A 23592-nucleotide genomic window follows, 5' to 3' on the forward strand; every position below is an offset into this window, starting at 1 on the left:
CCCCCGCGCCCGCCGGCCGCGGGGGCCCCCCCCCGGCGGCTCAGCCGCGCGTCTTCCCCACCGGCTGGCGCGGCACCCACGCGCGCACACCGCCGGGCGGCGCGGGGCTCGGCCTCGCCATCGTGCGCGGCATCGTGGAGGCGCACGACGGACAGGCCGCCGTGCGGAACGTGACCGGCGGCTGCCGCTTCGAGGTCACGCTGCCGACGGCCGGTTCGTAGCCCGCCGCCCGCCCCAACCCCCGCTCACACCCGACCCGCCCCCGCTACGAGCCGTCGCCCGCCGCGCGGGTGACCCGCGCGCCCAGCGCGCGCAGGTACGCGGCGAGCTCCGGCGGCTCGTGCACCTCGAACTCGCAGCCCAGCATGGCCAGCCGCAGGGCCAGCCACTCGAGGGTGTCGGCGCCGCTGCGCAGCCGGGAGTTGTGCTCGTCGATCAGCTCCAGATCGGCGGGGACGGTGCCGAGCCGGCCCGCCACCGCCTCGACGGGTGCGTGCAGCGTCGCCACCGCGCGGTAGGTGGGGGCGAGGGAGTACAGCTCGCGTGTCACATACGCGGAGGAACCCGTCCGTCCGCCGCCGCCTCGGCCCTCAGCGGGTCACGAGGCCCCCGCGCCGCCCGCCGCCCGCTGCGGGGAGCGCGCGAACTCCGCCATCCCCTCGGCGAATCCGACCTCGGGCCGCCAGCCGAGTTCCGCCTTCAGCCGTCGCGAGGAGGCCGTGATGTGCCGTACGTCGCCGAGCCGGTACTCGCCCGTCACCACGGGGTCGGGCCCGCCGTGCGCGGCGGCCAGCGCGCTCGCCATCTCGCCGACCGTGTGCGGCTCGCCGCTGCCGGTGTTGAGAGCGGTGAGCGCTCCCGGCTCCCGGCCGGGCAGCGCCTCCAGCGCCAGCGCGGCAGCCGCCGCGACATCCCGTACGTGCACGAAGTCCCGCCGCTGGCCGCCGTCCTCGAACACCTGGGGGGCCTCGCCCCGGGCCAGCGCGGAGCGGAAGAACGAGGCGACTCCGGCGTACGGGGTGTCGCGCGGCATGCCCGGCCCGTACACGTTGTGGTAGCGCAGGCTGACCGCACGGCCGCCGGTCGTCCGGGCCCACGCCGCCGCCAGATGTTCCTGCATCAGCTTCGTCGCGGCGTAGACGTTGCGCGGGTCGACCGGCGCGTCCTCGCCCACCAGCCCGGGGCGCAGCGGCTCGGCGCAGTCCGGGCAGCGCGGCTCGAAGCGCCCGGCGTCGAGGTCGGCGGCGGTGCGCGGGCCCGGCCTGGTCTCGCCGTGCTTCGGGCAGACGTAGCGCCCCTCGCCGTAGACGACCATCGATCCGGCGAGCACGAGGTCCGGCACCCCCTGCCGCGCCATGGCCGCGAGCAGCACGGCCGTGCCCAGGTCGTTGCAGCCGACGTAATCCGGCGCGTCCGCGAAGTCCTTCCCCAGGCCGACCATCGCCGCTTGATGGCAGACCGCGCTCACCCCGCGCAGCGCGCGCCGCACGGCCTCGCGGTCGCGCACGTCGGCGTGGATCCACTCGACGCCGGGGGGCGAGGCGGGCGGTGGCGGCGAGGGGTGGGCGGTGGGCAGCAGGGCGTCGAGGACGACCGGCTCGTGCCCCCGCTGGGCCAGGGCGGTGACGATGTGCGAGCCGATGAAGCCCGCTCCTCCAGTGACGAGTACACGCATGTGCCCGACGATAGGCAGCCGGACCTCCGCCACGCCCGTACCGCGCCGCACCGTCACGGGTCCGTAAGAAGTTCCGCGCGCAGTTCCGTGCGCAGTTCTGTGAGAAGTTCCGTAAGAAGCGGCGCGCCTCCTCCCGGCCCGCCCGCGCGCTCAGAGTTCGACGCCCAGTGCGCGGGCGCGCCGGTCCGCCGCCTGGTCGGCAGCGGCCTCGTTGAGATAGACCTCGCACACCAATTGCTCGTCGGGGGCGAGATTGTGCTCCAGTTCCCACAGGCTGACCTCGACGCCGTCCGCGAGCAGGAAGGCGTGCTCGTACAGCCGGCACCAGACCTTGTTCCCGCAGGCCGCGCTGCGCGGCTTGGTGATGAGGGCGATGTCGTGGGCGCGGGCCGTCCGCAGCAGCCGGCTGGTGTCCTCGCCGGGCCGGTCCGTGTTCTCCGCCCGGCGCAGCACCCGCCAGGCGTGATCGGCGGAGTTGTCCTCCACGTACTCGCGCTCGGTCGCCACCGGACCGATGGCGATGAGGAGTTCCTCCCCCGGTCCGAACTCCTCCGCCTCGGCCTCCCCCGGATGCCAGCCGCCCATGCGTTCGTGCACCCGGCGCTCGGCCCGCTCCAGGGCGCTCTTGTCGGTGTAGAGCTCGTACTGCGGGTGGCCGTCCTCGACCGTGTCGTGCTGTAACTCCCACAGCACCGGGCTGCTGCCGTCGGCGAGCAGGAAGGTGTGCTGGTGGGTGCTGCACCGCAGCGGGCGCGGTGGTTCGTTGCGCTGCCGCCATGAGTGCAGCTCGCTCTGGTGCATGAGCGCGAGTCGCAGTCGGGAGAGCACCGCTTCGTCGAACTCGAACGCGTTCTGGGCGCGGGTGAGCAGGGCCGTGATGTGCTCGGCCGGCGTCACCCCGCCCCGCGGTTCCGGCTCCTCTGCCCCTGTTCGCCTGTATCCCACACGGTCCTCCCGGCTGACACGTCGCCACTCCCCGACCAAATCCCCACGCACCCAACGTAGCGGCGTGAGCACTCTCAGCGGCGGGGAATCCTCCGATGTCCCCCGCAAGCGGCACTCTGCCCGCTTCACCCGGTTGGCCCCGGCCGGATGGCCTGCGTCCCGCCTCCTCCTCAAACGGTCACGCCGTGCTCGCGCAGCCAGCGGACCGGGTCGACGGCGGAGCCGAAGGCCGGGGTGACCCGCGCCTCGAAGTGCAGGTGCGGGCCGGTGGAATTGCCGGTGCTGCCGGACAGGCCGATCACCTTCGCGCCCGCCACCCGCTGCCCGGCGGCGACCCACAGCGCGGAGAGGTGCGCGTACTGGGTGAAGTAGCCGCCCCGGTGCCGGATCACCACTTGGTTGCCGAACGCGCCGTCGCACCCCGCCGAGACGACGGTCCCCGCCCCCACCGCGCGCACCGGCGTCCCGGACGGCACCGCGAAGTCCTGGCCGGTGTGCCGATGGGCCCAGTGCGCGCCGGATCCGGCGTAGCCCGCGGAGAGCCAGTAGTGCTCCACGGGCAGCACCCAGCGGGCTCCGTCGACCGCTACGGCGTCGTGAGGGCCGGGCGCGGACTCGGGCGCGGACTCGCCGTTGGAGCCGGATGCGGACTCGAAGCCGGACTCGGGCTCGGACTCCGATCGGCCCGCCGCGCCCTCGGCCGCGGCGGCCCGCCGCCGCGGCCGTTCGGCGTTCCGCTCGGCCGCGCGCTCGGCCCTCCACCTGGCCTCGGCACCGGCCCTCTTCCCCGCCCGTACCGCCCCGCGCCCGCACTCCCCCGCCGACTTGCCCGGCACCTCCACCAGCTCCGCGAGCCGCGTCTCCGCCTCGGCGAGCCTGCTCTCGATCCGGCGTTTCTCCACGGCCTGCCGGTCCGTCCGGCGCACCAGTTCGCGCAGCGCGGCGTCCGCGGCACGCCGCTCCACGACCAGCTCGGCACGGACCCGCCCCGCGATGCCCAGCGTGTTCGCCACGTCCTGCTCGCGCTCGCGCATCACAGGGCCGAGCCGGAGCACCGCGTCGGGGGTCTCCGAGGCCAGCAGCCGTACGAGACGCGACATGCCGCCGTCGCGGTACTGGGCACGGGCCGTCGCGCCGATCTCGCCGGTCAGCCCGGCCAGCTCGTACCGCTTGACCGCCAGCGCGGTCCGGGCCCGGCGTACGGTGCCCCGTTGCGTCAGGGCGGCCCGGCGCGCCGTGTCGTAGCGCCGCACCGCCTGCGCCGCCTCGCGGTACAGCCGGTCCACCGCCCGCTCGGCCTGCGAGAGGCTCCGGGCAGGCTCGGCGGGGCTCGGGTGGCCGTCGCGGCTGCCGGGGTCGCCGTGCCCGCCGGGGCGGCCGGGGCCGTCGGCGAGCGCGCGTGCGGCCCGTACGCCCGATGGCGCGACGGACGGCATGGCGGATGACACGGACCCGACGGGCCCAGCCGCCCCCACCGCATGAGCCGCACCCTGGCCCGTCCCCAGCACGGCGGAGGATGCGGTCAGCAGCGCGCTGAGCGCCACCGAGGCGGTGCGGCTGTGGCGCGGGGCCTGTCTCTTCGGTCGCATCCGCCGATGCTCGCGGCGGCGCCGCGCCGACCGGGCGTGACGCGCCGTCAGCGGTGCATCCCGTGGGCCATCCGGATCAACCGACGGGCGTCGAGCGCTTCGAAGTCGCGGTACGGGCGTGGGGGCGGCCCGCCGGGCCATGGTTCGACGGGCCATGGCTGAGCGGGCGCGCGGCGTACGGCCCACTCGGCAGCGCGGCTGCCGGGCCCCAGGCCCCTGGACCCTTGTCGCCGCGCGTCCCATACGGTGGTTCCATGTCACGCGTCACCAGCCGGCACAAGGTCTTGCGGCTCAACGGCAGTACCGCACTCGCGCGCCCCGACACCCTCGCGGGCGAGGAGCCGCTGGAGATCCGCATCGGCGGCGAGCAGTTGACCGTGACGATGCGCACGCCCGGTCACGACTTCGACCTGGTCGCCGGTTTCCTGGCGAACGAGGGCGTCATCGGTTCCGCGGACGAGCTGATCGCCCTGCGCTACTGCGGCGACGCCGGCACGGAGAACACGTACAACCTCATCGACGCCGATCTCGCGCCCGGCACCGAGCTGCCCGCCTCGCTGAACCGGAATCTGCTCACCACCAGCGCGTGCGGCATCTGCGGCCGTGACTCGATCGACTCGGTGCGCACCCGTACCCGCTGGCCGGTCGCCGACGACCCGGCCCGGATCGCCCCCGACGTCCTCTACGGGCTCCCCGACACCCTGCGCACCGCGCAGCGCACCTTCGCCAGCACCGGCGGGCTGCACGCGGCGGGCCTGTTCAGCACGGACGGCGAACTGCTCTGCGCCCGTGAGGACGTGGGGCGGCACAACGCGGTGGACAAGGTCGTGGGGTGGGCGCTGCGCGAGGGGCGGCTGCCGTTGCGCGGCTGCGTGCTGATGGTCAGCGGCCGGGCCTCGTTCGAGCTGACGCAGAAGGCCGTGATGGCGGGCATTCCGGTGCTGGCGGCCGTATCCGCGCCGTCCAGTCTGGCGGCGGACCTGGCGCAGGAGCTGGGGCTCACGCTGATCGGATTCCTGCGCGGGCGGACGGCGAACATCTATACGGGCGGGCAGCGCGTCATCCTCGACTGAGGTCGCCGCCGCCGCACCCGTACGCCCTCGTCAGCAGCCAGCGCCCGCCGCTGCCGCCGTTCACCGAGGAGTCCGCCCTGCGGAAGGTGCAGGCGGCCGAGGACGCCTGGAACAGCCGCGACCCCGAGCGGGTCGCGCTCGCCTGCACCGAGGATTCCGAGTGGCGCAACCGGGACCAGTTCCTCACCGGCCGCGCGGAGACAGTCGCGTTCCTGCGCGACAAGTGGGACCGCGAGCTGGACTACCGGCTGCGCGAGGAACTCTGGGCCTGGACCGGCGACCGGATCGCGGTCCGCTTCGAGTACGAGTGGCGCACCGCGCGGGGCCAGTGGTGGCGCAGCTACGGCAACGAGAACTGGGAGTTCGACGCGAACGGCCTCATGCGGCGGCGCTTCGCTAGCATCAACGGCCTGGCCATCACGGCCGCGGAGCGCCGCGTGGCCTGAGCGGCCGGCTGCGGGCTGCGGGCTGCGGGCTGCGGGCTGGGACGGGTGTCCTCAAGCGCCGGACAGGCTAAAAATTCAGCCCTCCCCCAGCCTTCGGCCGGGAGGTGCCCCCAGGCGTTTGAGGACGACGCGGCCGCAGGACGCGCAGACCTCGCCCTCGTCCGGCTACGCCGGATCCGCCTCCGGCGGAACCCCGTGCCAGACCGTCGTGATGTTGCAGAACTCGCGAATGCCGTGCCCCGCCAGCTCGCGCCCGTAGCCGGAGCGCTTCACGCCGCCGAAGGGCAGCGCCGGGTGGGAGGCGGTCATGCCGTTGAAGAAGACGCCGCCGGCCTCCAGCTCGCGCACGCAGCGCTCCTGCTGCCGGCGGACGGTGGTCCATACGTTGGAGCTGAGGCCGAACGGGGTGTCGTTGGCCAGCGCGATGGCCTCGTCCAGGTTCGCCACCCGGTAGAGGGTGGCGACCGGGCCGAAGGCCTCCTCGTGGTGGATGCGCATGGCCTCGGAGATGCCCGCGAGCACCGTCGGCTCGTAGAACCAGCCCGCCGCCGGCTTGCCCGGCCGCCGACCGCCGCACAGCACGGCCGCCCCCTGCTTCTTGGCGTCCTCGACCAGTTCCTCCAGGTCGGAGCGGCCCTGTTCGCTGGAGAGCGGGCCGACGTCGGTGCCCTCCGCCATCGGGTCGCCGACGCTCAGCGCCGACATGCCTGCGACGAACCGGGCTGCGAAGTCGTCGTAGACGTCGTTGTGCACGATGAAGCGCTTGGCCGCGATGCAGGACTGCCCGTTGTTCTGCACCCGGGCGGTCACCGCGGTCCTCGCGGCCTTGCCGATGTCGGCGGAGGGCAGCACGACGTACGGGTCGCTGCCACCCAGTTCCAGCACGGTCTTCTTGACCGTGTCACCGGACGTCGCGGCGACCGCACGGCCTGCGGGCTCGCTGCCGGTGAGGGTCGCGGCGGCGATCCTCGGGTCGCGCAGGATCGCGTCGACGGCGCCGGAGCCGATCAGCAGGGTCTGGAAACAGCCCTCGGGGAAGCCCGCCCGGTGGAACAGCTGTCCCAGGTAGAGCGCGGTCTGCGGGACGTTCGAGGCGTGCTTGAGCAGGCCCACATTGCCCGCCATCAGGGCGGGTGCGGCGAATCGGACAACCTGCCAGAGCGGAAAATTCCACGGCATGACGGCGAGTACGACGCCCAGCGGCCGGTAGGTCACCCAGGCCGCGGCGGCTCCGCTGTCCTCGACGTCGGCGGCCGAGGGGTGTTCGTCGGCGAGCAGTTCCTCGGCGTGATCGGCGTACCAGCGCATCGCCTTCACGCACTTGGCGACCTCCGCGCGGGCCGCCGCCAGCGGCTTGCCCATCTCGGTGGTCATGGTGCGGGCGATGTCGTCCTGCTCGCCCTCCAGCAGGTAGGCGGTCCGGCGCAGCAGGTCGGCGCGGTGTGCGCGGTCCGTGGTGCGGTACTCGCGGAACGTCTCCTCGGCGCGCCGCAGCCGCTCCTCGATCTGTGCGGCGTCGAGCGCGTCGAAGGTCTTGAGCGTCTCGCCCGTGGCCGGGTTGACGGTCGCGATGGGCATCGGGATCTCTCCTTCGCGCATGGGTCGTTCGGCGGGGATGGGCTGCCACCGCAGGTGCCCGCTTTCTTCCTGCTTACTCCTCCCCGGGGCGATCCGCAGCGCGAGGCCGTCCGGCGGACCGAGGGGTCCGCCGGGCTGCGAGGTCAGCGGGTCCGCTGGTGGGCGCCGATGTCCGGGGGCGTGCCCTGCGGCAGCGGGTTGCCCCAGTAGTCACGGCCGCCGTCGCCGGGGAGCGGCACGCCGGCGCGCAGCGCGGGGGAATCCGCGCCGAGGCGTACGCCCTCCGGGCCCGCGGCCCCGGGCGCGGCGAACCGCGGGTCGGCGAGGACGGCCGCCGGGTCGCGCTCGGCGACCGGGTCGGCGACCTGGTGGTAGAGGTTGTTCCGGTAGCCGTTGAACGCGTCGGTGAGCCGCGAGCCGGCGGGTCCGGCGAAGACGTTATTGCTGAAGGTCCCCACGCTCACGGTGCTGCCGGCGAGCGCGCCGCCGCGCCAGACGAAGTCCACGGGCTTGTCGGTGCTGATGGTGTTGTTGTGCACCCGCGCGCCGGTGGCTGGCTCGCAGCCCGTGACGATGCCGTAGTTGCGGTCGTTCCGGCTGACGTTGTAGCGCACGGTCCCGCCGTCGTTGACCATGTTCTCGGCGTTGCAGATCAGCAGGAAGCCGCCCTCGTTGTCGTGGCTGTAGTTGTACTGGAAGACCGTGTTCCGCTGGGCCGCGTCGAGGTCGAAGGCCATCCCGTCGCGGGTAGTGCTGCCGTGGCTGACCTCGTTGAACTGGAACAGCGTGCCGTCCGCGTTCCATGCCCAGAGGCCGGCGTTGTAGCCCGCGGAGCGCTGCTGGAAGTACGAGATGTCGTTGTGCTCGACCAGGGCGTTCCGGCTGGTCTGCACGACGATGCCGTCACCGCCGGTGTCGGCGACCGTGTTGCCCCGGATGCGGACCCGGGTGCTGGGCGTCCAGGTCGTCCTCGCGTCGCCGTGCTCGGGCCGGTCGTCCCAGCTGCTGCCCATGTTGATGCCCGAGCGGTCGACGCGGCGGACCGTGTTGCCCTGGATCAGCACGTCGTCGAAGGAGGTGGGCCGCACGCTGCCGAACGCGTCGAGTTCGATCCCGGCCGAGCCTCCGGCGTCCTTGGCGTCGTCGCCGTTGACGTCGTGCACGTCGAGGCCGGACAGCACGTAGTGGTGGCCGGTGCCGAAGTCGTCGAGCCGGATCCAGACGCCTCGGCGGCGGCTCGCCGCCGGTCCGGTGTTGGAGATCTCCAGATCACGCAGCTCGACGTATTCGGCGTTGTCGACGACCACCGCGTCGGTGCCGCCCGCCCCGTCGATGTGCGGCTTGGCCCCGGTTCCGTACGTGTCGATCCGGACCGGGGCGCCGCGCTCGCCCGAGTCCCGCACCGTCAGGGTGCCGACGCAGCGCGTCCCGCGCTTGAAGCGGACCGTGGCGCCGGGCCCGAGCCGCTCGCGGTTCACCCGGGCCAGGGTGCGCCACGGCTGCCGCGGGCCGGTGCCGGCCGCCTGGTCGGAGCCCCCCGCGCAGTCGACGTACAGGGTGCGACCGGCGCGCCCGGCCGGGTCCGCCGCCCCGGCCGGCGGCCCGGTGACGAGCAGACCGGCCGTCGTCGCCGCGATGATCGCCCAGGTCTTCTTCGACCGGCGCATCCGGTCACCTCCAAGAGTCCGTGTGAGCCCCGTGTGCGTGCCACGGGCTCACTGTGCCGCCGCCCGCACGGCGGTGACATGGACAAACAGGGGCGGAGCGTGGACTTGTGCGCCGCCCCGGGCGGGAGGCCGAGGGGTGCGGGTCGGTTACGGTTCAGGGATGACTCGTCGCCGGGCTGAGCCGGTCACCCCGGCCCCCCTACCGTTCTCCATCGACCAAGCGCATCAGCACGAAGTGGTGGGCCTCTATCTGGCGCCGCCCGAGCGGGCCCTGGCGCTCTGTGTGGAGCTGGAGGCTCCGCGGCGGGCGACCGGAAACCCCGAGGCCGCCGAAGGCGCCGCCCAGGATTCCGTGCCCGCCGAGTCCTGCGGCCTGTTCGAGGCGCTGGACCTGACGACGGACCGCACGGTGGGCTCACTGCACCGCCGGCGCCGGGCCGTGGAGTTCCGCAGGTTCCTCTCCCGGCTGGACGAGGAGATCCCCACGGGCCTGGAGATCCATCTGATCTGTGACAGCCAGGCCTCGTACCGGGCCCCGACCGTCAAGAACTGGCTGCTGGCGCACCCGCGTTTCCGGCTGCACTTCACCACCGACGCCTCGGCCTGGGTAGCGCTGGCCGCCCGCCGGTTCGCCGAGCCCGCGCTCGGCCGGGAGTGGCACGGCGCGGCCCAGTTCGTGCCGGCTCCGGTACCGCTGCCGGAAGCGGAGCTGGACGAGGCCGTCCGGGGCTGGGTCGGAGCCTGGGACGAGACCTCCGCGCCGTACACCTGGACCCGCCCGGTCGGCCGTGGCGGACGGTCCGGCGGGCGCTGAGCCGCCCCGGCGCGGTCAGGACCTGACCGCGCCGAAGCAGCAGCGCCGCCCAGGCGGTCACCCCGAAGGACCAGACGGTCACCGCGACGGAACGGGGCGCGTGCGCGAAGCCGGCGCGGTCATACCGGGGCTACGCCCTCACGCCGAGCCCGCCGCCGCCAGCTCGACGACCGCCAGCGGGCTCGCGTGGTGCACCGCGACCACCCGCAGACCTGAATCGGCGGCGAGCGCGGTGATCCCGGCGACGCCGCGTTCGCGTCCGCCGAAGTAGGCGAGCATCCGCAGGTCCATCGCGGTCCCCAGCGACTCGCCGTCCGCGCCGGTCTTCTCCACGACGAACACCGAGCCGTCCGCGCCCGCCGCCTCGGCGCAGCGGCGCAGGATCGCGCCCGCCGCCTCGTCGTCCCAGTCGTGCAGGATCGCCGTCAGCAGATAGCCGTCCGCGCCCGGCGGCAGCGGTTCGAAGAAGTCGCCTGCGATGGCCTCGCTCCGGCCGTCGAGCCCGGCCGCCGTCAGAGTCCGGCGGGCCGCCTCGGCGGTGGCCGGCTGGTCGAGGACCGTGCCGCGCAGGTCGGAGTGCTTGCTCAGCAGGGCGGCCAGCAGCGTGCCGTTGCCCCCTCCGACGTCGACCAGGTGCCGCAGCGAGCCCCAGTCGTACGCGGCCAGCACGGCCGGCGCCCACATCGCCGCGTCCACGCCCATCTGCGCGTCGTAGGAGGCGGTGCGCGCGGGGTCCGCGGCCAGGTCGTCCCAGAAGGGGCGGCCGAAGTGCGCGGGGAAGGCGGGCTCCCCGGTGCGTACGGAGTGCGGGAGCTGGACGAAGGACAGGTCGGCGCGGCCGATCGCGCTCTCGGCGTCCAGCAGCGCGCGCAGCCCCGAGGGGTGGTCGTCGCGCAGCGCGTGCCCGAGGCCGGTCAGCGCGTAGCGGCCGGCGGCGTCGCGGCTGAGCACGTCCACGGCAGCGAGGTGGCGCAGCACCCGGTCGAGCGCGTCGGGGTCGGCGTCCGCGACGGCGGCCAGCTCCGGGGCGGTCCTGAGACCCTCGGTGATGTGGTCGGCGATCCGCAGGGTGGCGGCCACCCGGACCGCCATCGGCGTCACCAGATCGGCCAGGGCCCACAGCCCGGCGCCCTGCTTCATCTCGTCCGTCATGTGCTCGCTCCTCGCGAGTGCGTTGCTGATGCGGTGCGGCCATCGGCTCCACGTCCCATGGGCCCATCGTATGGCGGACCCCGTACTGCTGGCGGGCCCTCGCTGCGGCCCGTGTGTTCCGGTACGGCGGCGGGCGGCCCGCCGCGCCCGAGCGGGTCAGTCGTGCCGGGGGATGCCGGAGACCTCGTGGTCGGCGTGGTTCAGCGCCTCGGCGACCAGGGCGCGCAGGTGGCCGTCCTGGAGCGCGTAGACGACGCGGCGGCCGTCCTTGCGCGAGCTGACCAGACCCGCGATGCGGAGCTTGGCGAGGTGCTGGCTGACCGCCGGGCGGGCGGCGCCGCAGGCCGCCGTCAGCGTGGTCACGTCCGCCTCGCCCCGGCCCAGCAGGTGCAGCAGCGCCAGCCGTGTCCGGTCGGCGAGCAGGCCCAGCATCTCGGCGGCGCGGGCGAACTGCTCGGCGCCCGGCTCTCGCGGGTGCGCATCGTGCGCAGGTGATAGGTGCATGCGTGCGCTCATACGAACATAATGGCTGTGGGGGTGGCTCACGTCCACCGCCTCCGCACCGCACGTCCGCCCGTCTGCACATCCGCCCGTCTGCCCGCGCGTCGGAAGGCGATCCTTGTGAGCGAACAGCACGGCCACCAGCACCCGCACCCGCGCGGCTGTGGCCACGACCGGAGCCACGGCTCTGGCCACAGCCAGGAGCAGGAGCACAACCACGGCGAGGCGCACGCCCACGGAGACGCCCACGCCCAGGCCACGGCCGACACAGCCGACGCGCCGGCCGGCCGCCGGGCCCGGCGGTGGCACCGGGCGCGGCATCTGCTGAAGCCGCACTCGCACGAGTCCGGCGACAAGATCGACCGCGCGCTGGAGTCCTCCGCGCGGGGCATCCGGGCGCTGTGGGTCTCGCTGGCCGTACTCGGCGCGACCGCCGCCGCACAATCGGTCGTGGTCGTGCTCTCCGGGTCCGTGGCGCTGCTGGGCGACACCGTGCACAACACCGCCGACGCGCTGACCGCGCTGCCGCTCGGGGTCGCGTTCATCCTGGGCCGACGCGCGGCGACCCGGCGGTTCACCTACGGCTACGGGCGCGCCGAGGACCTGGCTGGGATCGTCATCGTGCTGACCATCGCGGCCTCCGCCGTGTTCGCCGCCTGGACCGCGGTCGACCGGCTGATCGACCCGCGCGAGATCGGCTACCTGCCCGCCGTCGCCGTCGCGGCGGTGGTCGGCTTCGTCGGCAATGAGTGGGTGGCCCGCTACCGCATCCGCGTCGGGCGCGCGATCGGCTCGGCCGCGCTGGTCGCCGACGGACTGCACGCCCGCACCGACGGCTTCACCTCGCTGGCCGTACTCCTGGGCGCGGGCGGCGCCGCCCTCGGCCTGCGGCTCGCGGACCCCGTGGTGGGCCTGCTCATCACCGTCGCGATCCTGCTGATGCTGCGCGACGCGGGGCGGGAGGTCTTCCGCCGGGTGATGGACGCGGTCGACCCCGCGCTGGTCGACGCCGCCGAGGAAGCGCTGCTGGGCGTCACGGGCGTGCGGGCGGTGGGCGAGTTGCGGCTGCGCTGGATCGGCCACCGGCTGCGCGCCGAGGTCGCGGTGGTCGTGGACGGGGAGTCGAGCGTGCGCGAGGCGCACCAGGTGGCGGTGGAGGCCGAGCACGCGCTGCTGCACGCCGTTCCCCGGCTGACCGCCGCGCTCGTCCACGCCGACCCGTCACCGGCTCCCGGGGTGACGGACGCGCACGCGGACCTGGCCCACCACGGCGTCGCCCAGCACGGCGTCCGAGCCCCCGGGCCGATCACGGCGAGGCCGGGACGAGCGAGTCCGCCCGACGGGACTGACGGGATGTAACGGGTCGCGCCCTGCCCGCCGCACGCCGACCGCCGCACCCCACCCCGGCCACACCCAAGCGGTCGCAGCCCCACCACCGGCCTCCCTGCCGCAGCCCGCACAGCACGAGGGCGGGCACGCGGAATCCCCGCGTGCCCGCCCTCGTACCGGAACTGCTCGATAACCGCTCGGTCAGACGTTGACGCCGAAGTCCTGCGCGATGCCGCGCAGGCCGGAGGCGTAGCCCTGGCCCACGGCGCGGAACTTCCACTCCGCACCGTTGCGGTACAGCTCGCCGAAGACCATCGCGGTCTCGGTGGAGGCGTCCTCGGTGAGGTCGTAGCGGGCCAGCTCGACGTTGTCGGCCTGGTTCACGACGCGGATGAAGGCGTTGCGGACCTGGCCGAAGCTCTGCTGGCGGGACTCGGCCTCGTGGATCGAGACCGGGAACACGACCTTGTCCACCTCGGCGGGCACGCCGGCGAGGTTCACCTTGATGGCCTCGTCGTCGCCCTCGCCCTCACCGGTGAGGTTGTCACCGGTGTGCTCGACCGAGCCGTCGGGGCTCTTGAGGTTGTTGAAGAAGACGAAATTCTGGTCCGACGTCACCTTGCTGTTCACATCGACCAGCAGGGCGCTCGCGTCGAGGTCGAAGTCGGTGCCGGTGGTGCTGCGCGCGTCCCAGCCCAGACCGACGAGGACCGCGGTCAGACCGGGCGCCTCCTTGGTCAGCGAGACATTGCCGCCCTTGGCGAGGCTGACGCCCATGAAAATCCCCTGCTCAATCCGGCGCGGGCCACACCATTTGACGATTCCTTTGCCCTGCTGGGGCAACGTGCGCCGATCGCCTCAGGTTCCCGGAACGGGATCATTGCTTCTGGGAACCGGGTCATTCACCCGCGTGGAGCCCACGATCCACCGGAACACGCCGCCGTCCGGGCGACACGGCACCACTTGTCTTTCTTTATGTCGCCCTTACGGGTGATTCTTTGGATCAGCTGCATGGCCACCACCGGCCGACGGGTAGTGCGCCAGGGTCGGAAAAGTGGCTGGGACGCCGCACGGCGCCGTCCCTGGGCGATGGAAACGGAATCATGACGCTCTCAACTCCCGTATTGTCCTGCCCGTTTCAGCATACTGATGCACTGGAATTCGACCCGCTGCTCGACCGGCTGCGCGTCGAGGCGCCCATCGCGCGCATCCGGATGCCCTTCGGCGAGGGCGACGCGTGGCTCGTCACCAGCCACCAGGACGTCCGCACCGTCACGACGGACCGCAGGTTCAGCCGGGCCGCAGTCATCGGTCAGGACTTCCCGCGGATGACCCCGGACCCGATCGCGCAGTCCGAGTCGATCAACCTCATGGACCCGCCGGCGCACAGCAGGCTGCGCCGCCTGGTGGCGAAGGGCTTCAACAACCGGCACGTCGAGCAGATGCGGCCGAAGACGCAGCGGATCGTCGACGCGATGCTGGACGAGATGACCGAGCACGGCGGCCCGGCCGACGCGGTGGAGTTCCTGGCGGCACGGCTGCCGCTGATGACCATCTGCGAGATGCTCGCCGTCCCCGAGGACGACCGGCCCCGACTGCGGCGTTGGGCCATGGCGATGATGTCCACCGGCACCCGGGACCGGGAGGCCGCCGCCGAGGGCAAGGCCGGACTCCGCGCGTACTTCGCCGAGCTGACCGCGCTGCGCCGCCGCGAGCCCGGCGACGACCTGCTGAGCACCTTGGCGCAGGCCAGGGTGGGCGAGGAGTTCCTCGACGAGCAGGAGGTCGCCGTCATGGGCATGCTGCTGCTGGTCACCGGCCACGACACCAGCACCTACGAGATCAGCAACATCGTCTACACCCTGCTGACCCGCCCCGACCAGCTCGCCAAGCTGCGCGCCAGGCCCGAGCGGCTCCCCCAGGCCATCGAGGAACTGCTGCGCTTCATCCCGTTCCGGCAGGGCGTGGGCATCCCCCGGATCGCCACCGAGGACGTGGAGATCGGCGGGCTGACCGTCCGTGCGGGCGAGACCGTCCACGTCTCCTACCTCACCGCCAACCGCGACGAAGACGTCTTCGAGCGGCCGGAGGAGCTGGACCTGGACCGGGAGGCCGCCGCCTCCCACATGACCTTCGGCTACGGCACCCACCACTGCCTCGGCGCGCACCTCGCGCGGATGGAACTCCAGGTCGCCATCGGCACGCTGTTCACCCGGTTCCCCGAACTGCGGCTGGCCGTCCCCCTGGACCAGGTGCGGTGGGACAACGGCTCGATCTGGCGCTACCCGCAGGCCCTGCCCGTCTCCTGGTGACCCTTTCGACTCCCCGCACGCGCCCGCTCCCCGTGAGCGTCCACCGCGGCGGGCCCGTGACATGGAGGAAGTTGCCATGGCGACACTGTGCAGGCCGGCCATTGGCGTTCCCGAGAACGTCATCACGATGGAGGAGACCCTGGATCTGGCGCGCACCCTGCACGCCGACCACCCCCAACTCGGCCTCGCCCTGCGGCTGATCGGCAACACCGGGGTCCGCACCCGGCGGCTGGTCCGCCCCATCGAGGAGACGCTGCGGCATCCCGGATTCGCCGCCCGCAACCAAACGTACGAGCAGGAGGCCAAGGCGCGGGTGCCCGAGGTGATCCGGCGCGCCGTGGCCAACGCCGAGCTGACCGTCCGGGACGTCGACGTCATCATCTATGTGTCGTGCACCGGCTTCATGATGCCGTCCATGACCGCGTGGCTGATCAACTCGATGGGCTTCCGCTCCGACACCCGGCAGCTGCCCATCGCGCAGCTCGGCTGCGCGGCCGGGGGCGCGGCGATCAACCGGGCGCACGACTTCTGCACGGCCTATCCGCAGGCCAACGTCCTCATCGTGTCCTGCGAGTTCTGCTCACTGTGCTACCAGCCCACCGACCTCGGCGTCGGCTCGCTGCTGTCCAACGGCCTGTTCGGCGACGCCATCGCGGCCGCCGTGGTCCGCGGCCAGGGCGGCACCGGCATCCGGATCGAGCGCAACGGCTCCCACCTGGTGCCGGACACCGAGGACTGGATCTCCTACGGGGTCCGGGACACAGGGTTCCACTTCCTGCTCGACAAGCGGGTGCCGGGAACGATGTCCATGCTCGCCCCGGCGCTGCGCGAACTCGCCGAGCAGCACGCGTGGGACGTGGGCAGCCTGGACTTCTACATCGTGCACGCCGGCGGCCCGCGCATCCTGGACGACCTGTGCCAGTTCCTCAACCTGGATCCGGCCGCCTTCCGGTTCAGCCGGGCCACGCTGACCGAACGGGGCAATATCGCCAGCGCCGTCGTCTTCGACGCCCTGGACCGACTGTTCGAGGAAGGCGCGGCCGTCGACTCCCAGCGCGGGCTGATCGCCGGGTTCGGTCCTGGCATCACCGCCGAGATCACCCTCGGCCGCTGGGTGTCGGGGGAGCCGGCCCCGCTCAGGGATCTCGACGAGGCGGCGGTCCAGCCGGCCTGACCGGGCCGCCGGTCGCCGGTCGCCGGGGACCGGCGGCGCGGCCGGTCGGGCGTTGGGCCGTGCGGGCGAGGAATTCCCGAACATTCCATCAGGAGCGCCGCGTGAACCGTGTTTTGAATACTTTCGCACTATTCTGATCCGGTATGCACCCTCAGCGGGTGCGTACCGGAAGGAGTAGCCATGCCCCACCCCCGGAGGATGGTGGCCGCCTGCATCGGAGCGGTCGCCGCAGGATCTCTCGTCGCCGGTGGGGCCATAGCGACCGCGGGCACGAGCGGGGCGGGCGGCGCCCTCGCCGACGCGCGTGCGGCGGGCCCGGCACGCTTGGCGGGGCCGTCGGCCCCTGTCGCGCCGACGGCCTCGCCGAGCGTGCCGGTAGCGGAGGGCTCCCCGCCGGCCGCCCCTGAACCGGCCCACGACGCCCCCTGGGGCGCCTTCCTCGGCTCCGGGCCCGAGGGCGTGACGCGGATGACGGCCATGCAGAGCTGGCTCGGCGGCGCGCGGATGCGCGTGGGGCACACCTACCTGCCGGGCAACCACTGGTCCGACATCGAGGGCGCCCCCGAACTCCTGCGGCCGTGGGCGCGGTGGCGACGGGCCGCCGCCGACCGGCTGTTCGTACTGAACGTGCCGATGCTGGAGCGCAACGAGGGGCGCGTGCCGGACCGCGAGGTCGGCGAACTCCTCAAGACGGGCGCCAGCGGCGCCTACGACCAGCACTTCCGCACCCTGGCGAGCCGGCTGGTCGAGCACGGGGTGCCGGAGACGGTCGTGGTGCTCGGCTGGGAGATGAACGGCATCACTTACACCAGCCGCTGCGCGCCGAACCCGCAGGCGTGGAAGCAGTACTGGAAGCGGATCGTCACCACCATGCGCTCGGTGCCGGGCCAGAAGTTCCGTTTCGACTTCGCGCCGAACCGCGGCCGGGACGCGATCGGCTGGACGGAGTGCTATCCGGGCGACGACGTGGTCGACATCATCGGCATGGACTCCTACGACCAGCCGCCGGGCCACACCTTCGAGGAGCAGATCAAGCAGCCGTTCGGGCTCCAGGCGCAGGTCGATTTCGCCGCCGCGCACCGGAAATCCATCTCGTACCCGGAGTGGGGCCTGTTCCGCCACGGCGACAACTCCGCGTACATGCACGGCATGCTGGACTGGTTCAAGCGCCATCCGCCGGTCTACCAGACCATCACGGACTACTGCCCGCACGGGGTGTGGAAGTGCGGCCAGAACCCCGCGGCCTCGAAGGTCTTCCGCGCCTCGAAGTCCGCCCAGCCGGAGCCGGCGAAGCCGCAGCCCCAGCCGGTCGAGCCGCAGCCCCAGCCCGTACCGCCGGAGCCCGTGAAGCCCCAGCCGAAGCCCGAGCCGCCGCCGCAACAGCAGCAACCCGCCTGCGACGAACTGGATCTGGGCCCCTGGATCGAGTGGCTCACCGGCCGGCGTCACGTATGCGTCCGCATCCCCTGGGGCAGATTCGGCTCCTGACCGACGCGGGACGCCGACGCGGAGCGCCGGCGCGGGACGCCGACGCGGGACGCCGACGGCAGGCGGGCCGCCGGCTCAGCAGCCGGTGACCCGCCTGCCGATGGTGTGGCCCGCCGCTGCTACTTCTCCGCTCCGGGCGCGCGCCAGCGCTTCAGCCGGGAGCACCAGGCGAGCAGGGCGGGCAGTCGCGTTCGGGCCGCCCTGGCCAGCCGGACCCGGCCGGTCGCGCGGGCGGCGTACAGGCTCAGGGCCGGCGCGAGGCCGCGCCTGGCCAGCAGGAACCGCCCGTTGGTGACGGTCACCGGCTGCCAGCGCTGCTTGTACGACTCGGCTCCGCGCAGCAGGCTCAGTACGCTGCGGCCGGTCTCGCTCGCGTGCGTGGCTTCCCGGCGCAGCAGCATGGTCGCGATGTCCGCCTTGGCCCGCAGGTCGGGGTGGGCGCCGTAGAGGTAGCCGCCCGCCAGGTCGGCGGACATCAGGGTCACGTCCGTGGCCAATACCCGGTCGTCGAGCCGGAATTCGGTGAGCAGGGTGTCCCCGGTGCCGACCATCTGCCGGGTGGCGCGGGCCAGGTGCTCGGCGAAGCGCGGTTTGAGGTGTTCGGGGGTGACGCCGCGTCCCCGCCACTGGAGGCCGTGCAGTCTCAGCAGGTTGGCCACCGCGGCCGGCACCTCGTGCTCGGGCACCATGCGGTGCTCGATGCCCAGCGCGTCGAGCTTGCGCAGCTTGTCGCGGGTGCGCCGGGCGCTGGGCGCGGACAGCCGGTTGACGAGGTCGTCCATGGACGCGCCGGGCAGTTCCAGGCACACCGAGTCGGTCAGTCTGCGGCGCGGGCCGGTCCAGCGCCGGAAGATCTGTTCGGCCGCGCCTCCGGGGCGTACCTCGCTCAGGTCGACCACCGCGGTGCGGGCCGCGCGGCGCAGGCCGCGGGTGAGCGCGTCGGCGGCGGAGTGCTCGCAGGCGTCGTCCAGCAGCACATCGCGGAAGTCCGAGATGTCGCCGCCCAGCGGCACCAGCGTCGGCAGCGGCCGGCGGACGAGCATCAGCGGGGCGACGGCGACGAGCCGCGCGCCCTGGTGCACCAGCACCAGCCGCAGCCGGCCCGGCCGTCCGTAGGACAGCCACCAGGAGTGCAGCCAGGCGTGGCTCTGGAACGGCGTGGCGGTGCGGCAGTGCCGGTAGAGCTCGGTCCACTGCGGTGCGAGCGCCGCGAAGCGGTCGGGGTCGCGGCAGAGCGTGACGGACAGGCCGGTCGGTTCGGGCTGAACCGGTGTCACCGTGCGCCTCCGTTCACCTTCTGCGGGGCCGGCCGCCGGTGGGGGTCGCCGTCCGCGGGCCGGGGCTCGCTCCGGTCCGTGCCGGGGGCGGCGGCCGGTCCGGAGGTCTCCCGGCGGGCGGCCGGGCGTACGAGGAGGACGAGGCAGCCGATCAGGCCGCCCGCGCAGGCTCCGACGGCGGTGGCGATCAGCGCGGAGGGCGAGCTGGGAGCGGTCGGGGCGAGCGCCTTCGAGAACACGGTGAGCTTGACGCCGGTGGTCTTCGAGGACGCGTTGGCGTTCCGGGTCAGCGCGCGCGCCACCTCGTTGGCGATGGTCGCCGCCCGTCCCGCCCGCGCGTCGGTGCCGCTGATCTCGACCATGGGCGCGTCCGGGGAGGTCACCGCCTGGACGCCGGCCCTGAGCGTGTCCGCCGGGATTCTCACGGCTCGCTGGGCGTCGCTGAGCACCGCGCCGCCGGTGACGACCCGGCCGTAGGCGTGCGCGAAGCCGAGGGCGGTCGCGGGGTCCGTCGACTTGGTGGGGGCCACCACCACGAAGCTGGTCGCGGTGTACTTCGCGGGCGTGAGCAGCCCGTAGGCCGCGCCCAGCAGGGCGCCCAGCACGGCGCACGCGAGCAGCGGCCACCAGCCGGGTACCCGCCCGCGCGGCGAGCGCGCGCGCTCCGGGGGGCGGGGGGCCGCCGGTTCGGCGGGGGCGGCAGGCTCAGCGGGTTCCGCGGGGCGGGACGTCGAGGGCTCTGCCGGGACGGTGTCGGTCAGGACGGTGTCGGTCAGGACGGTGTCGGTCATGTCGACGGTCACCTTTTCGGGTCGGGCACGGCGATGGCGTGGTCGTGCGGGGTGTACGGGTCGCGGGGGGGGGGGGGGGCCGGGGCGGGGGGACGGGTCCGGGTGCGGCGGGCGGCGGTGCGTTCGTAGAGGGCCATGAGCCGGTCGGCGCTGCGGGCGATGTCGTAGCGCCGGACGGCCGCGGGCACCGGCAGCCGCCCCTGTCCGGCCGCCGCCAGCTCGCGCAGTGCGTCGGTGAGAGCGGCCGGGTCGAGGGCGACGCGGCGGGCGCCGGGGGCGTCGGCGCCGGGCAGTTCGTCGAGCGCCGGGCAGGTGACGTGGAGTACCGGCAGTCCGGCGGCGAGCGCCTCGATGACGGCGAGCCCGAATGCCTCCTCCTCGGAGGGGGAGACCAGGACGTCCATGGCGGCCAGCAGGCCGGGGATCTCCGCCGGGCCGTCGGACATCGCCGCGACCGCCCCGTCCCGCTCCCCCAGCAGCTGGACCCGGTCCGCCACGCCGAGGCGGTCCGCCAGCGCCCGCAGCGCGGCCCGTTCGGGGCCGTCGCCGACGAGCAGCAGCCGGGCGCTGGGCAGCCCCGCGACCGCCCGCAGCAGCACGTCGAAGCGTTTGCCGGGCACCAGCCGGCCGACTCCCCCGACCACGAAGGCCCGTTCGGGCAGCCCGAGCCGGGTTCTGGCGGCCGTCCTGGCCGCCGGGTCGAAGCGGAAGTTCCGGGCGTCGATGCCGTTCGGCACCAGGTGGATGCGGCCGCTGGGCACGCCCCAGGCCCGCAGCCGGTCGGCGACGGTGGCCGAGACGGCGACGGTGCCGGAGCCGAGCCGTTCGGTGGCCAGGTAGAGGGCGCGGGTGCCGGGGGTGAGCGGCCGGCCCTCGATCCGGGTCTCGCCCAGCGAGTGTTCGGTGGCGAGCACGGCGCGCACGCCCGCCAGCCGGGCGGCGGTCCGGCCGAAGACGCAGGCGCGGTAGAGGTGCGTGTGCACCAGGTCGTAGCGGCCGCTGCGGATCGTGCGGACCAGCCGGGGCAGCGCGCTCAGGTCGCGGTTGCCGCCCATCTTCAGGTGGTCGACGCGGATGCCGTCCGAGCGGATGCCGTGCGCGACCGCGCCGGGGTTGGTGAGTGTGACGACGTCGCAGCGCGCGGGCAAGTGGCGTAGCAGCAGCCGGAGTTGCTGCTCCGCGCCGCCCGCGGCGAGCCCGGTGATGATGTGCAGCACCCTCATCGGCCGGCTCCGGTGAGCTGTCCGGCGGCGGACGGGGCGGCGGGCCCGCGGCGGCGGACGGGGTGCAGCAGCCGCTTGGCGCTCATCCGCCAGAAAGTGTCCTGGTCGCCGATGCGGGTGCGGGGCAGCGCGTACCGGCCGGCGAGCGCGGGGGCGATGGCGCACGCGTAGGAGTACCCGGCGGCGCGGACCGCGTCGACGGCTCGCCGGTCGACGTCCCCGTAGGCGTAGCAGTACCCCTCGACCGGCCGGCCGGTGATCTCGCGCAGCGACTCGCGGCTGCGCGCGGTCTCTTCGAGCAGCACCGGGCCGGCCGCCGAGGGCAGCGAGACGTGCCGCATGCCGTGGGAGCCGATCTCCATCCCGGCGTCGGCCGCGTCGCGGATGCCGGCCGCGCACAGCAGGGGTTTGCGCGGGCCCAGCGGATCCCACGCGTTGTCGCCGCCGAGCCGGCCCGGCAGTACGAACACGGTCGCGGTGAAGCCGCGTTCCTGGAGCAGCGGGAGGGCGTGCTCGGTGAAGTCGGCGTAGCCGTCGTCGAAGGTGAGGCCGACGAGTCCGCTGCCGCGGCCGGCGGCGCGTTCGCTCAGCAGTTCGCCGACGCCGACACCGCGCATGCCGCGGTGGCCGAGCCAGTCCAGTTGTCTGCGCAGCCGGTCCGGCGTGACGGTGATCAGGTAGGGGTCCTGTGCGTAGTCGGTCACGGAGTGGTACATCAGCACCCAGGGTTCAGCGGCCATGGCAGAGCTTTCGTTTGACGGAGGAGATCAGCAACGGGACTTCCGGGGCCCGTACGAAGCACGCCACCGCGGTGAAGGCCAGCGGGATGACCAGGCACCCCGCCGCGGCGGCGGCCAGCGCGGACGAGGTGAGGGCGGCGAGGGACCAGCCGGCCGCCGCCGCGAGCGCGGCGGCGACCGCGAGCCGGCCGAGGCCGAGAGCCACCGCGCGCACGTCGACGGCGATCGACTGCGGGCCCAGGCCGCGCAGCAGGAGCAGCGCGGTCACGCTGATGCCGACGGCGTTGGCCGCCGCGATGCCGTAGACGCCCCAGCAGGGGGCCGCGAGCGCCCCGGCGGCGACGGTGATCAGCAGTCCGAGGGCCATCGCGGCGGCCGGGTACCAGGTGGGGCGCGCGCCGGAGAAGTAGGGGCGGACCAGCGCGCTCGCGAGGCTGTGGCCGAGCAGTCCCAGGGCGTAGACCCGCATGACGGAGGCAGTCGCGGCGGTGTCGGCGGTGTCGAACGCGCCGCGCTGGAAGAGCAGTTGGATGAGCTGGGGCGCGTACGCGACGACGTAGGCGGTCCCCATCAGCACCACCAGGCCCGCCAGCGCCAGATCGCGTTCGACCCGGCGGCGGGCCAGGTCGGCCTGCCCGTCGGCCATCGCGCGCACCACTATCGGGAAGGTCACGGTGCAGATCATCAGCGAGAGGACCATGGGCATCTGCGCGACCTTCTGCGCGTAGTTCAGATGTGAGATGGCTCCGGACGGCAGCGACGAGGCGAGGAACCGCTCGACCAGTACCTGCGCCTGCCGGGACACCGCGAAGATCACGACGGGCGCGAGCACGGCGAGGCTGGTGGGCAGCACGGAGCTGTGCGCCCGGACGCGGCGGGTCCTGGGCCGGTCGGCGGCGCGGGCGGCGGTCCGGGTCGCGGCTCGGGTCGCGGTCCGGGTCGCGCCCCGGGTCACCGCCCGCGCGCGGCGGCGCGGGCGGAAGTCGCGGGCCGGCAGGTGCCGCAGGAACGCCGGCAGTTGCACCAGGACCATCAGCGCGCTGCCCACCGCGACGCCGAACGCGGCGGCGCGCACGCCCCAGAACGCGTGCAGCACCAGCATGGTCGCGAGGATGCCGAGGTTGTACATGACGTAGATCGCGGCGGGCGGCACGAAGCGCTGGTGGGCGCGGAGCGCGGCGCTGAAGTATCCGGCGATGCCGAAGGTCAGGATCGTGACGGCGGTGAGGCGCGTGCACTGCACCGCGAGCCGGGGGTCCGGCAGGCCGGGGGCCAGGAGCCGTACGACCAGCGGGGCGGCGGCGGCCAGCAGCGCCGCGCAGCAGGCCAGCGCGATGAACAGCCGGGGTCCGGTGGTCGCCAGCAGCCGGCCGACCGGGTCGGGCAGGCCGTCGGCGTCCGGCCCGTCGAGCGCCCGCGCGGCCCGCCGGGAGAGCGCCAGGCTGAACGCCGGGATCATCACCAGGGCCATGGCGTCCTCGATGAGCAGGGTCGACGCCATCTCCGGGACCGTCCAGGCCACCAGGAAGGCGTCGGTGTCCGCGCCCGCGCCGAACAGGCGCGCGATCATCTGGTCCCGCGCGAGGCCGAAGACGGAACTGGCCACGGTCAGCACGGCGGTCACCGCCGCCGCCCGCGCGATGAACCGCTCGGGGCCGGAGGCGGGCGCCCGCACCGCGGCCCCGGCCCCGGCCCCGGCCGGCTGCGGCGGGGCGGTGGCCGGCTCTCTCAGCGGGGGCGCGTCGCTCCTCGGCGGTCCGCTCCGGCGGCGGGGAGGGCGGCGGAGTCGTGGGCGGGGGCGGGGGGGGGGGCGGGGTC

22 protein-coding genes are annotated in these 23592 nt (G+C 74.0%); 8 read left to right on the plus strand and 14 right to left on the minus strand.

Features of this window, described 5'->3' with window-relative positions:
• Positions 1 to 221 (plus strand): sensor histidine kinase (locus QMK28_RS28780; RefSeq protein ID WP_326442571.1); only part of this gene is annotated, 221 nt, incomplete at its 5' end.
• A 44-nt stretch (positions 222 to 265) separates the two neighbouring features.
• Here QMK28_RS28780 and QMK28_RS28785 read toward each other — a convergent pair.
• The 4 genes from QMK28_RS28785 to QMK28_RS28800 form a co-directional block, all read right to left on the minus strand.
• Complete coding sequence (locus tag QMK28_RS28785; protein WP_326442572.1) at positions 266 to 550, minus strand: WYL domain-containing protein; 285 nt, start codon at positions 548 to 550, stop codon at positions 266 to 268.
• A 48-nt stretch (positions 551 to 598) separates the two neighbouring features.
• Complete coding sequence (locus QMK28_RS28790) at positions 599 to 1675, minus strand: NAD-dependent epimerase/dehydratase family protein (protein ID WP_326442573.1); 1077 nt, start codon at positions 1673 to 1675, stop codon at positions 599 to 601.
• 150 nt (positions 1676 to 1825) lie between these two features.
• A complete protein-coding gene (locus tag QMK28_RS28795; protein WP_326442574.1) occupies positions 1826 to 2620 on the minus strand; it encodes a DUF6227 family protein in 795 nt (264 codons plus the stop codon).
• A gap of 170 nt (positions 2621 to 2790) precedes the next feature.
• Entirely contained in the window at positions 2791 to 4209 is a 1419-nt protein-coding gene (locus tag QMK28_RS28800) for a peptidoglycan DD-metalloendopeptidase family protein (RefSeq protein ID WP_326442575.1), read from the minus strand.
• Positions 4210 to 4463: 254 nt separating this feature from the next.
• On the opposite strand from QMK28_RS28800, the gene fdhD reads away from it, so the two are divergent.
• Positions 4464 to 5282 (plus strand): formate dehydrogenase accessory sulfurtransferase FdhD, encoded by an 819-nt coding sequence (fdhD, locus tag QMK28_RS28805; protein WP_326442576.1) that lies wholly within the window; start codon positions 4464 to 4466, stop codon positions 5280 to 5282.
• On the plus strand, positions 5279 to 5728 hold the full coding sequence (locus QMK28_RS28810; protein ID WP_326442594.1) for a nuclear transport factor 2 family protein: 450 nt from the start codon (positions 5279 to 5281) through the stop codon (positions 5726 to 5728). Before fdhD ends, QMK28_RS28810 begins: the two co-directional genes overlap by 4 nt.
• Positions 5729 to 5893: 165 nt before the next feature.
• Here the strand turns inward: QMK28_RS28810 and QMK28_RS28815 are convergent, their stop codons facing one another.
• Together QMK28_RS28815 and QMK28_RS28820 are read right to left on the minus strand one after the other, a co-directional pair.
• Entirely contained in the window at positions 5894 to 7306 is a 1413-nt protein-coding gene (locus QMK28_RS28815; RefSeq protein WP_326442578.1) for an NADP-dependent succinic semialdehyde dehydrogenase, read from the minus strand.
• A gap of 143 nt (positions 7307 to 7449) precedes the next feature.
• Complete coding sequence (locus tag QMK28_RS28820; protein WP_326442579.1) at positions 7450 to 8973, minus strand: right-handed parallel beta-helix repeat-containing protein; 1524 nt, start codon at positions 8971 to 8973, stop codon at positions 7450 to 7452.
• Positions 8974 to 9133: 160 nt separating this feature from the next.
• Here QMK28_RS28820 and QMK28_RS28825 point away from each other — a divergent pair, with 160 nt between their 5' ends.
• On the plus strand, positions 9134 to 9787 hold the full coding sequence (locus QMK28_RS28825) for a hypothetical protein (protein ID WP_326442580.1): 654 nt from the start codon (positions 9134 to 9136) through the stop codon (positions 9785 to 9787).
• Between the two features lie 138 nt (positions 9788 to 9925).
• Here the strand turns inward: QMK28_RS28825 and QMK28_RS28830 are convergent, their stop codons facing one another.
• On the minus strand, positions 9926 to 10939 hold the full coding sequence (locus tag QMK28_RS28830) for a methyltransferase (RefSeq protein WP_326442581.1): 1014 nt from the start codon (positions 10937 to 10939) through the stop codon (positions 9926 to 9928).
• Between the two features lie 156 nt (positions 10940 to 11095).
• On the minus strand, positions 11096 to 11443 hold the full coding sequence (locus QMK28_RS28835) for an ArsR/SmtB family transcription factor (protein ID WP_443050855.1): 348 nt from the start codon (positions 11441 to 11443) through the stop codon (positions 11096 to 11098).
• 117 nt (positions 11444 to 11560) lie between these two features.
• On the opposite strand from QMK28_RS28835, the gene QMK28_RS28840 reads away from it, so the two are divergent.
• On the plus strand, positions 11561 to 12799 hold the full coding sequence (locus tag QMK28_RS28840; protein ID WP_443050856.1) for a cation diffusion facilitator family transporter: 1239 nt from the start codon (positions 11561 to 11563) through the stop codon (positions 12797 to 12799).
• Between the two features lie 171 nt (positions 12800 to 12970).
• On the opposite strand, the gene QMK28_RS28845 is transcribed toward QMK28_RS28840, so the two are convergent.
• Positions 12971 to 13546: a TerD family protein gene (locus QMK28_RS28845; protein WP_326442584.1), complete on the minus strand. Its 576-nt coding sequence runs from the start codon at positions 13544 to 13546 to the stop codon at positions 12971 to 12973.
• 326 nt (positions 13547 to 13872) lie between these two features.
• On the opposite strand from QMK28_RS28845, the gene QMK28_RS28850 reads away from it, so the two are divergent.
• The 3 genes from QMK28_RS28850 (at position 13873) to QMK28_RS28860 (ending at position 17743) form a co-directional block, all read left to right on the plus strand.
• On the plus strand, positions 13873 to 15081 hold the full coding sequence (locus QMK28_RS28850) for a cytochrome P450 (protein WP_326442585.1): 1209 nt from the start codon (positions 13873 to 13875) through the stop codon (positions 15079 to 15081).
• Positions 15082 to 15157: 76 nt separating this feature from the next.
• Complete coding sequence (locus tag QMK28_RS28855) at positions 15158 to 16255, plus strand: type III polyketide synthase (RefSeq protein WP_326442586.1); 1098 nt, start codon at positions 15158 to 15160, stop codon at positions 16253 to 16255.
• A 180-nt stretch (positions 16256 to 16435) separates the two neighbouring features.
• Entirely contained in the window at positions 16436 to 17743 is a 1308-nt protein-coding gene (locus QMK28_RS28860; protein WP_326442588.1) for a glycoside hydrolase family 26 protein, read from the plus strand.
• Positions 17744 to 17862: 119 nt separating this feature from the next.
• Here QMK28_RS28860 and QMK28_RS28865 read toward each other — a convergent pair whose 3' ends face one another.
• The 5 genes from QMK28_RS28865 to QMK28_RS28885 all read right to left on the minus strand — a co-directional run.
• Positions 17863 to 19020 (minus strand): GNAT family N-acetyltransferase, encoded by a 1158-nt coding sequence (locus tag QMK28_RS28865; RefSeq protein ID WP_326442589.1) that lies wholly within the window; start codon positions 19018 to 19020, stop codon positions 17863 to 17865.
• Positions 19017 to 19811 (minus strand): YveK family protein, encoded by a 795-nt coding sequence (locus QMK28_RS28870; protein ID WP_326442590.1) that lies wholly within the window; start codon positions 19809 to 19811, stop codon positions 19017 to 19019. Before QMK28_RS28870 ends, QMK28_RS28865 begins: the two co-directional genes overlap by 4 nt.
• Before the next feature lie 8 nt (positions 19812 to 19819).
• Positions 19820 to 21034 (minus strand): glycosyltransferase, encoded by a 1215-nt coding sequence (locus QMK28_RS28875; RefSeq protein WP_326442591.1) that lies wholly within the window; start codon positions 21032 to 21034, stop codon positions 19820 to 19822.
• On the minus strand, positions 21031 to 21774 hold the full coding sequence (locus QMK28_RS28880) for a polysaccharide deacetylase family protein (RefSeq protein ID WP_326442592.1): 744 nt from the start codon (positions 21772 to 21774) through the stop codon (positions 21031 to 21033). Before QMK28_RS28880 ends, QMK28_RS28875 begins: the two co-directional genes overlap by 4 nt.
• Positions 21764 to 23592, minus strand: a 1829-nt coding sequence (locus QMK28_RS28885; RefSeq protein WP_443050857.1) for a lipid II flippase MurJ, incomplete at its 5' end; no start/stop codon positions are given. The genes QMK28_RS28880 and QMK28_RS28885, both read right to left, overlap by 11 nt.

Origin of the sequence: Streptomyces sp. H27-D2 (genome assembly GCF_035828615.1) — a bacterium.
Lineage (GTDB): Bacteria > Actinomycetota > Actinomycetes > Streptomycetales > Streptomycetaceae > Streptomyces.

Bases quoted from the DNA above. Each gene is read 5' to 3' on its own strand.
- QMK28_RS28790 (WP_326442573.1), bottom strand. From the start codon at position 1,675: ATGCGTGTACTCGTCACTGGAGGAGCGGGCTTCATCGGCTCGCACATC.
- QMK28_RS28800 (WP_326442575.1), bottom strand. From the start codon at position 4,209: ATGCGACCGAAGAGACAGGCCCCGCGCCACAGCCGCACCGCCTCGGTG.
- fdhD (WP_326442576.1), top strand. From the start codon at position 4,464: ATGTCACGCGTCACCAGCCGGCACAAGGTCTTGCGGCTCAACGGCAGT.
- QMK28_RS28815 (WP_326442578.1), bottom strand. From the start codon at position 7,306: ATGCCCATCGCGACCGTCAACCCGGCCACGGGCGAGACGCTCAAGACC.
- QMK28_RS28820 (WP_326442579.1), bottom strand. From the start codon at position 8,973: ATGCGCCGGTCGAAGAAGACCTGGGCGATCATCGCGGCGACGACGGCC.
- QMK28_RS28825 (WP_326442580.1), top strand. From the start codon at position 9,134: ATGACTCGTCGCCGGGCTGAGCCGGTCACCCCGGCCCCCCTACCGTTC.
- QMK28_RS28830 (WP_326442581.1), bottom strand. From the start codon at position 10,939: ATGACGGACGAGATGAAGCAGGGCGCCGGGCTGTGGGCCCTGGCCGAT.
- QMK28_RS28835 (WP_443050855.1), bottom strand. From the start codon at position 11,443: ATGCACCTATCACCTGCGCACGATGCGCACCCGCGAGAGCCGGGCGCC.
- QMK28_RS28845 (WP_326442584.1), bottom strand. From the start codon at position 13,546: ATGGGCGTCAGCCTCGCCAAGGGCGGCAATGTCTCGCTGACCAAGGAG.
- QMK28_RS28850 (WP_326442585.1), top strand. From the start codon at position 13,873: ATGACGCTCTCAACTCCCGTATTGTCCTGCCCGTTTCAGCATACTGAT.
- QMK28_RS28855 (WP_326442586.1), top strand. From the start codon at position 15,158: ATGGCGACACTGTGCAGGCCGGCCATTGGCGTTCCCGAGAACGTCATC.
- QMK28_RS28860 (WP_326442588.1), top strand. From the start codon at position 16,436: ATGCCCCACCCCCGGAGGATGGTGGCCGCCTGCATCGGAGCGGTCGCC.
- QMK28_RS28870 (WP_326442590.1), bottom strand. From the start codon at position 19,811: ATGACCGACACCGTCCTGACCGACACCGTCCTGACCGACACCGTCCCG.
- QMK28_RS28875 (WP_326442591.1), bottom strand. From the start codon at position 21,034: ATGAGGGTGCTGCACATCATCACCGGGCTCGCCGCGGGCGGCGCGGAG.
- QMK28_RS28880 (WP_326442592.1), bottom strand. From the start codon at position 21,774: ATGGCCGCTGAACCCTGGGTGCTGATGTACCACTCCGTGACCGACTAC.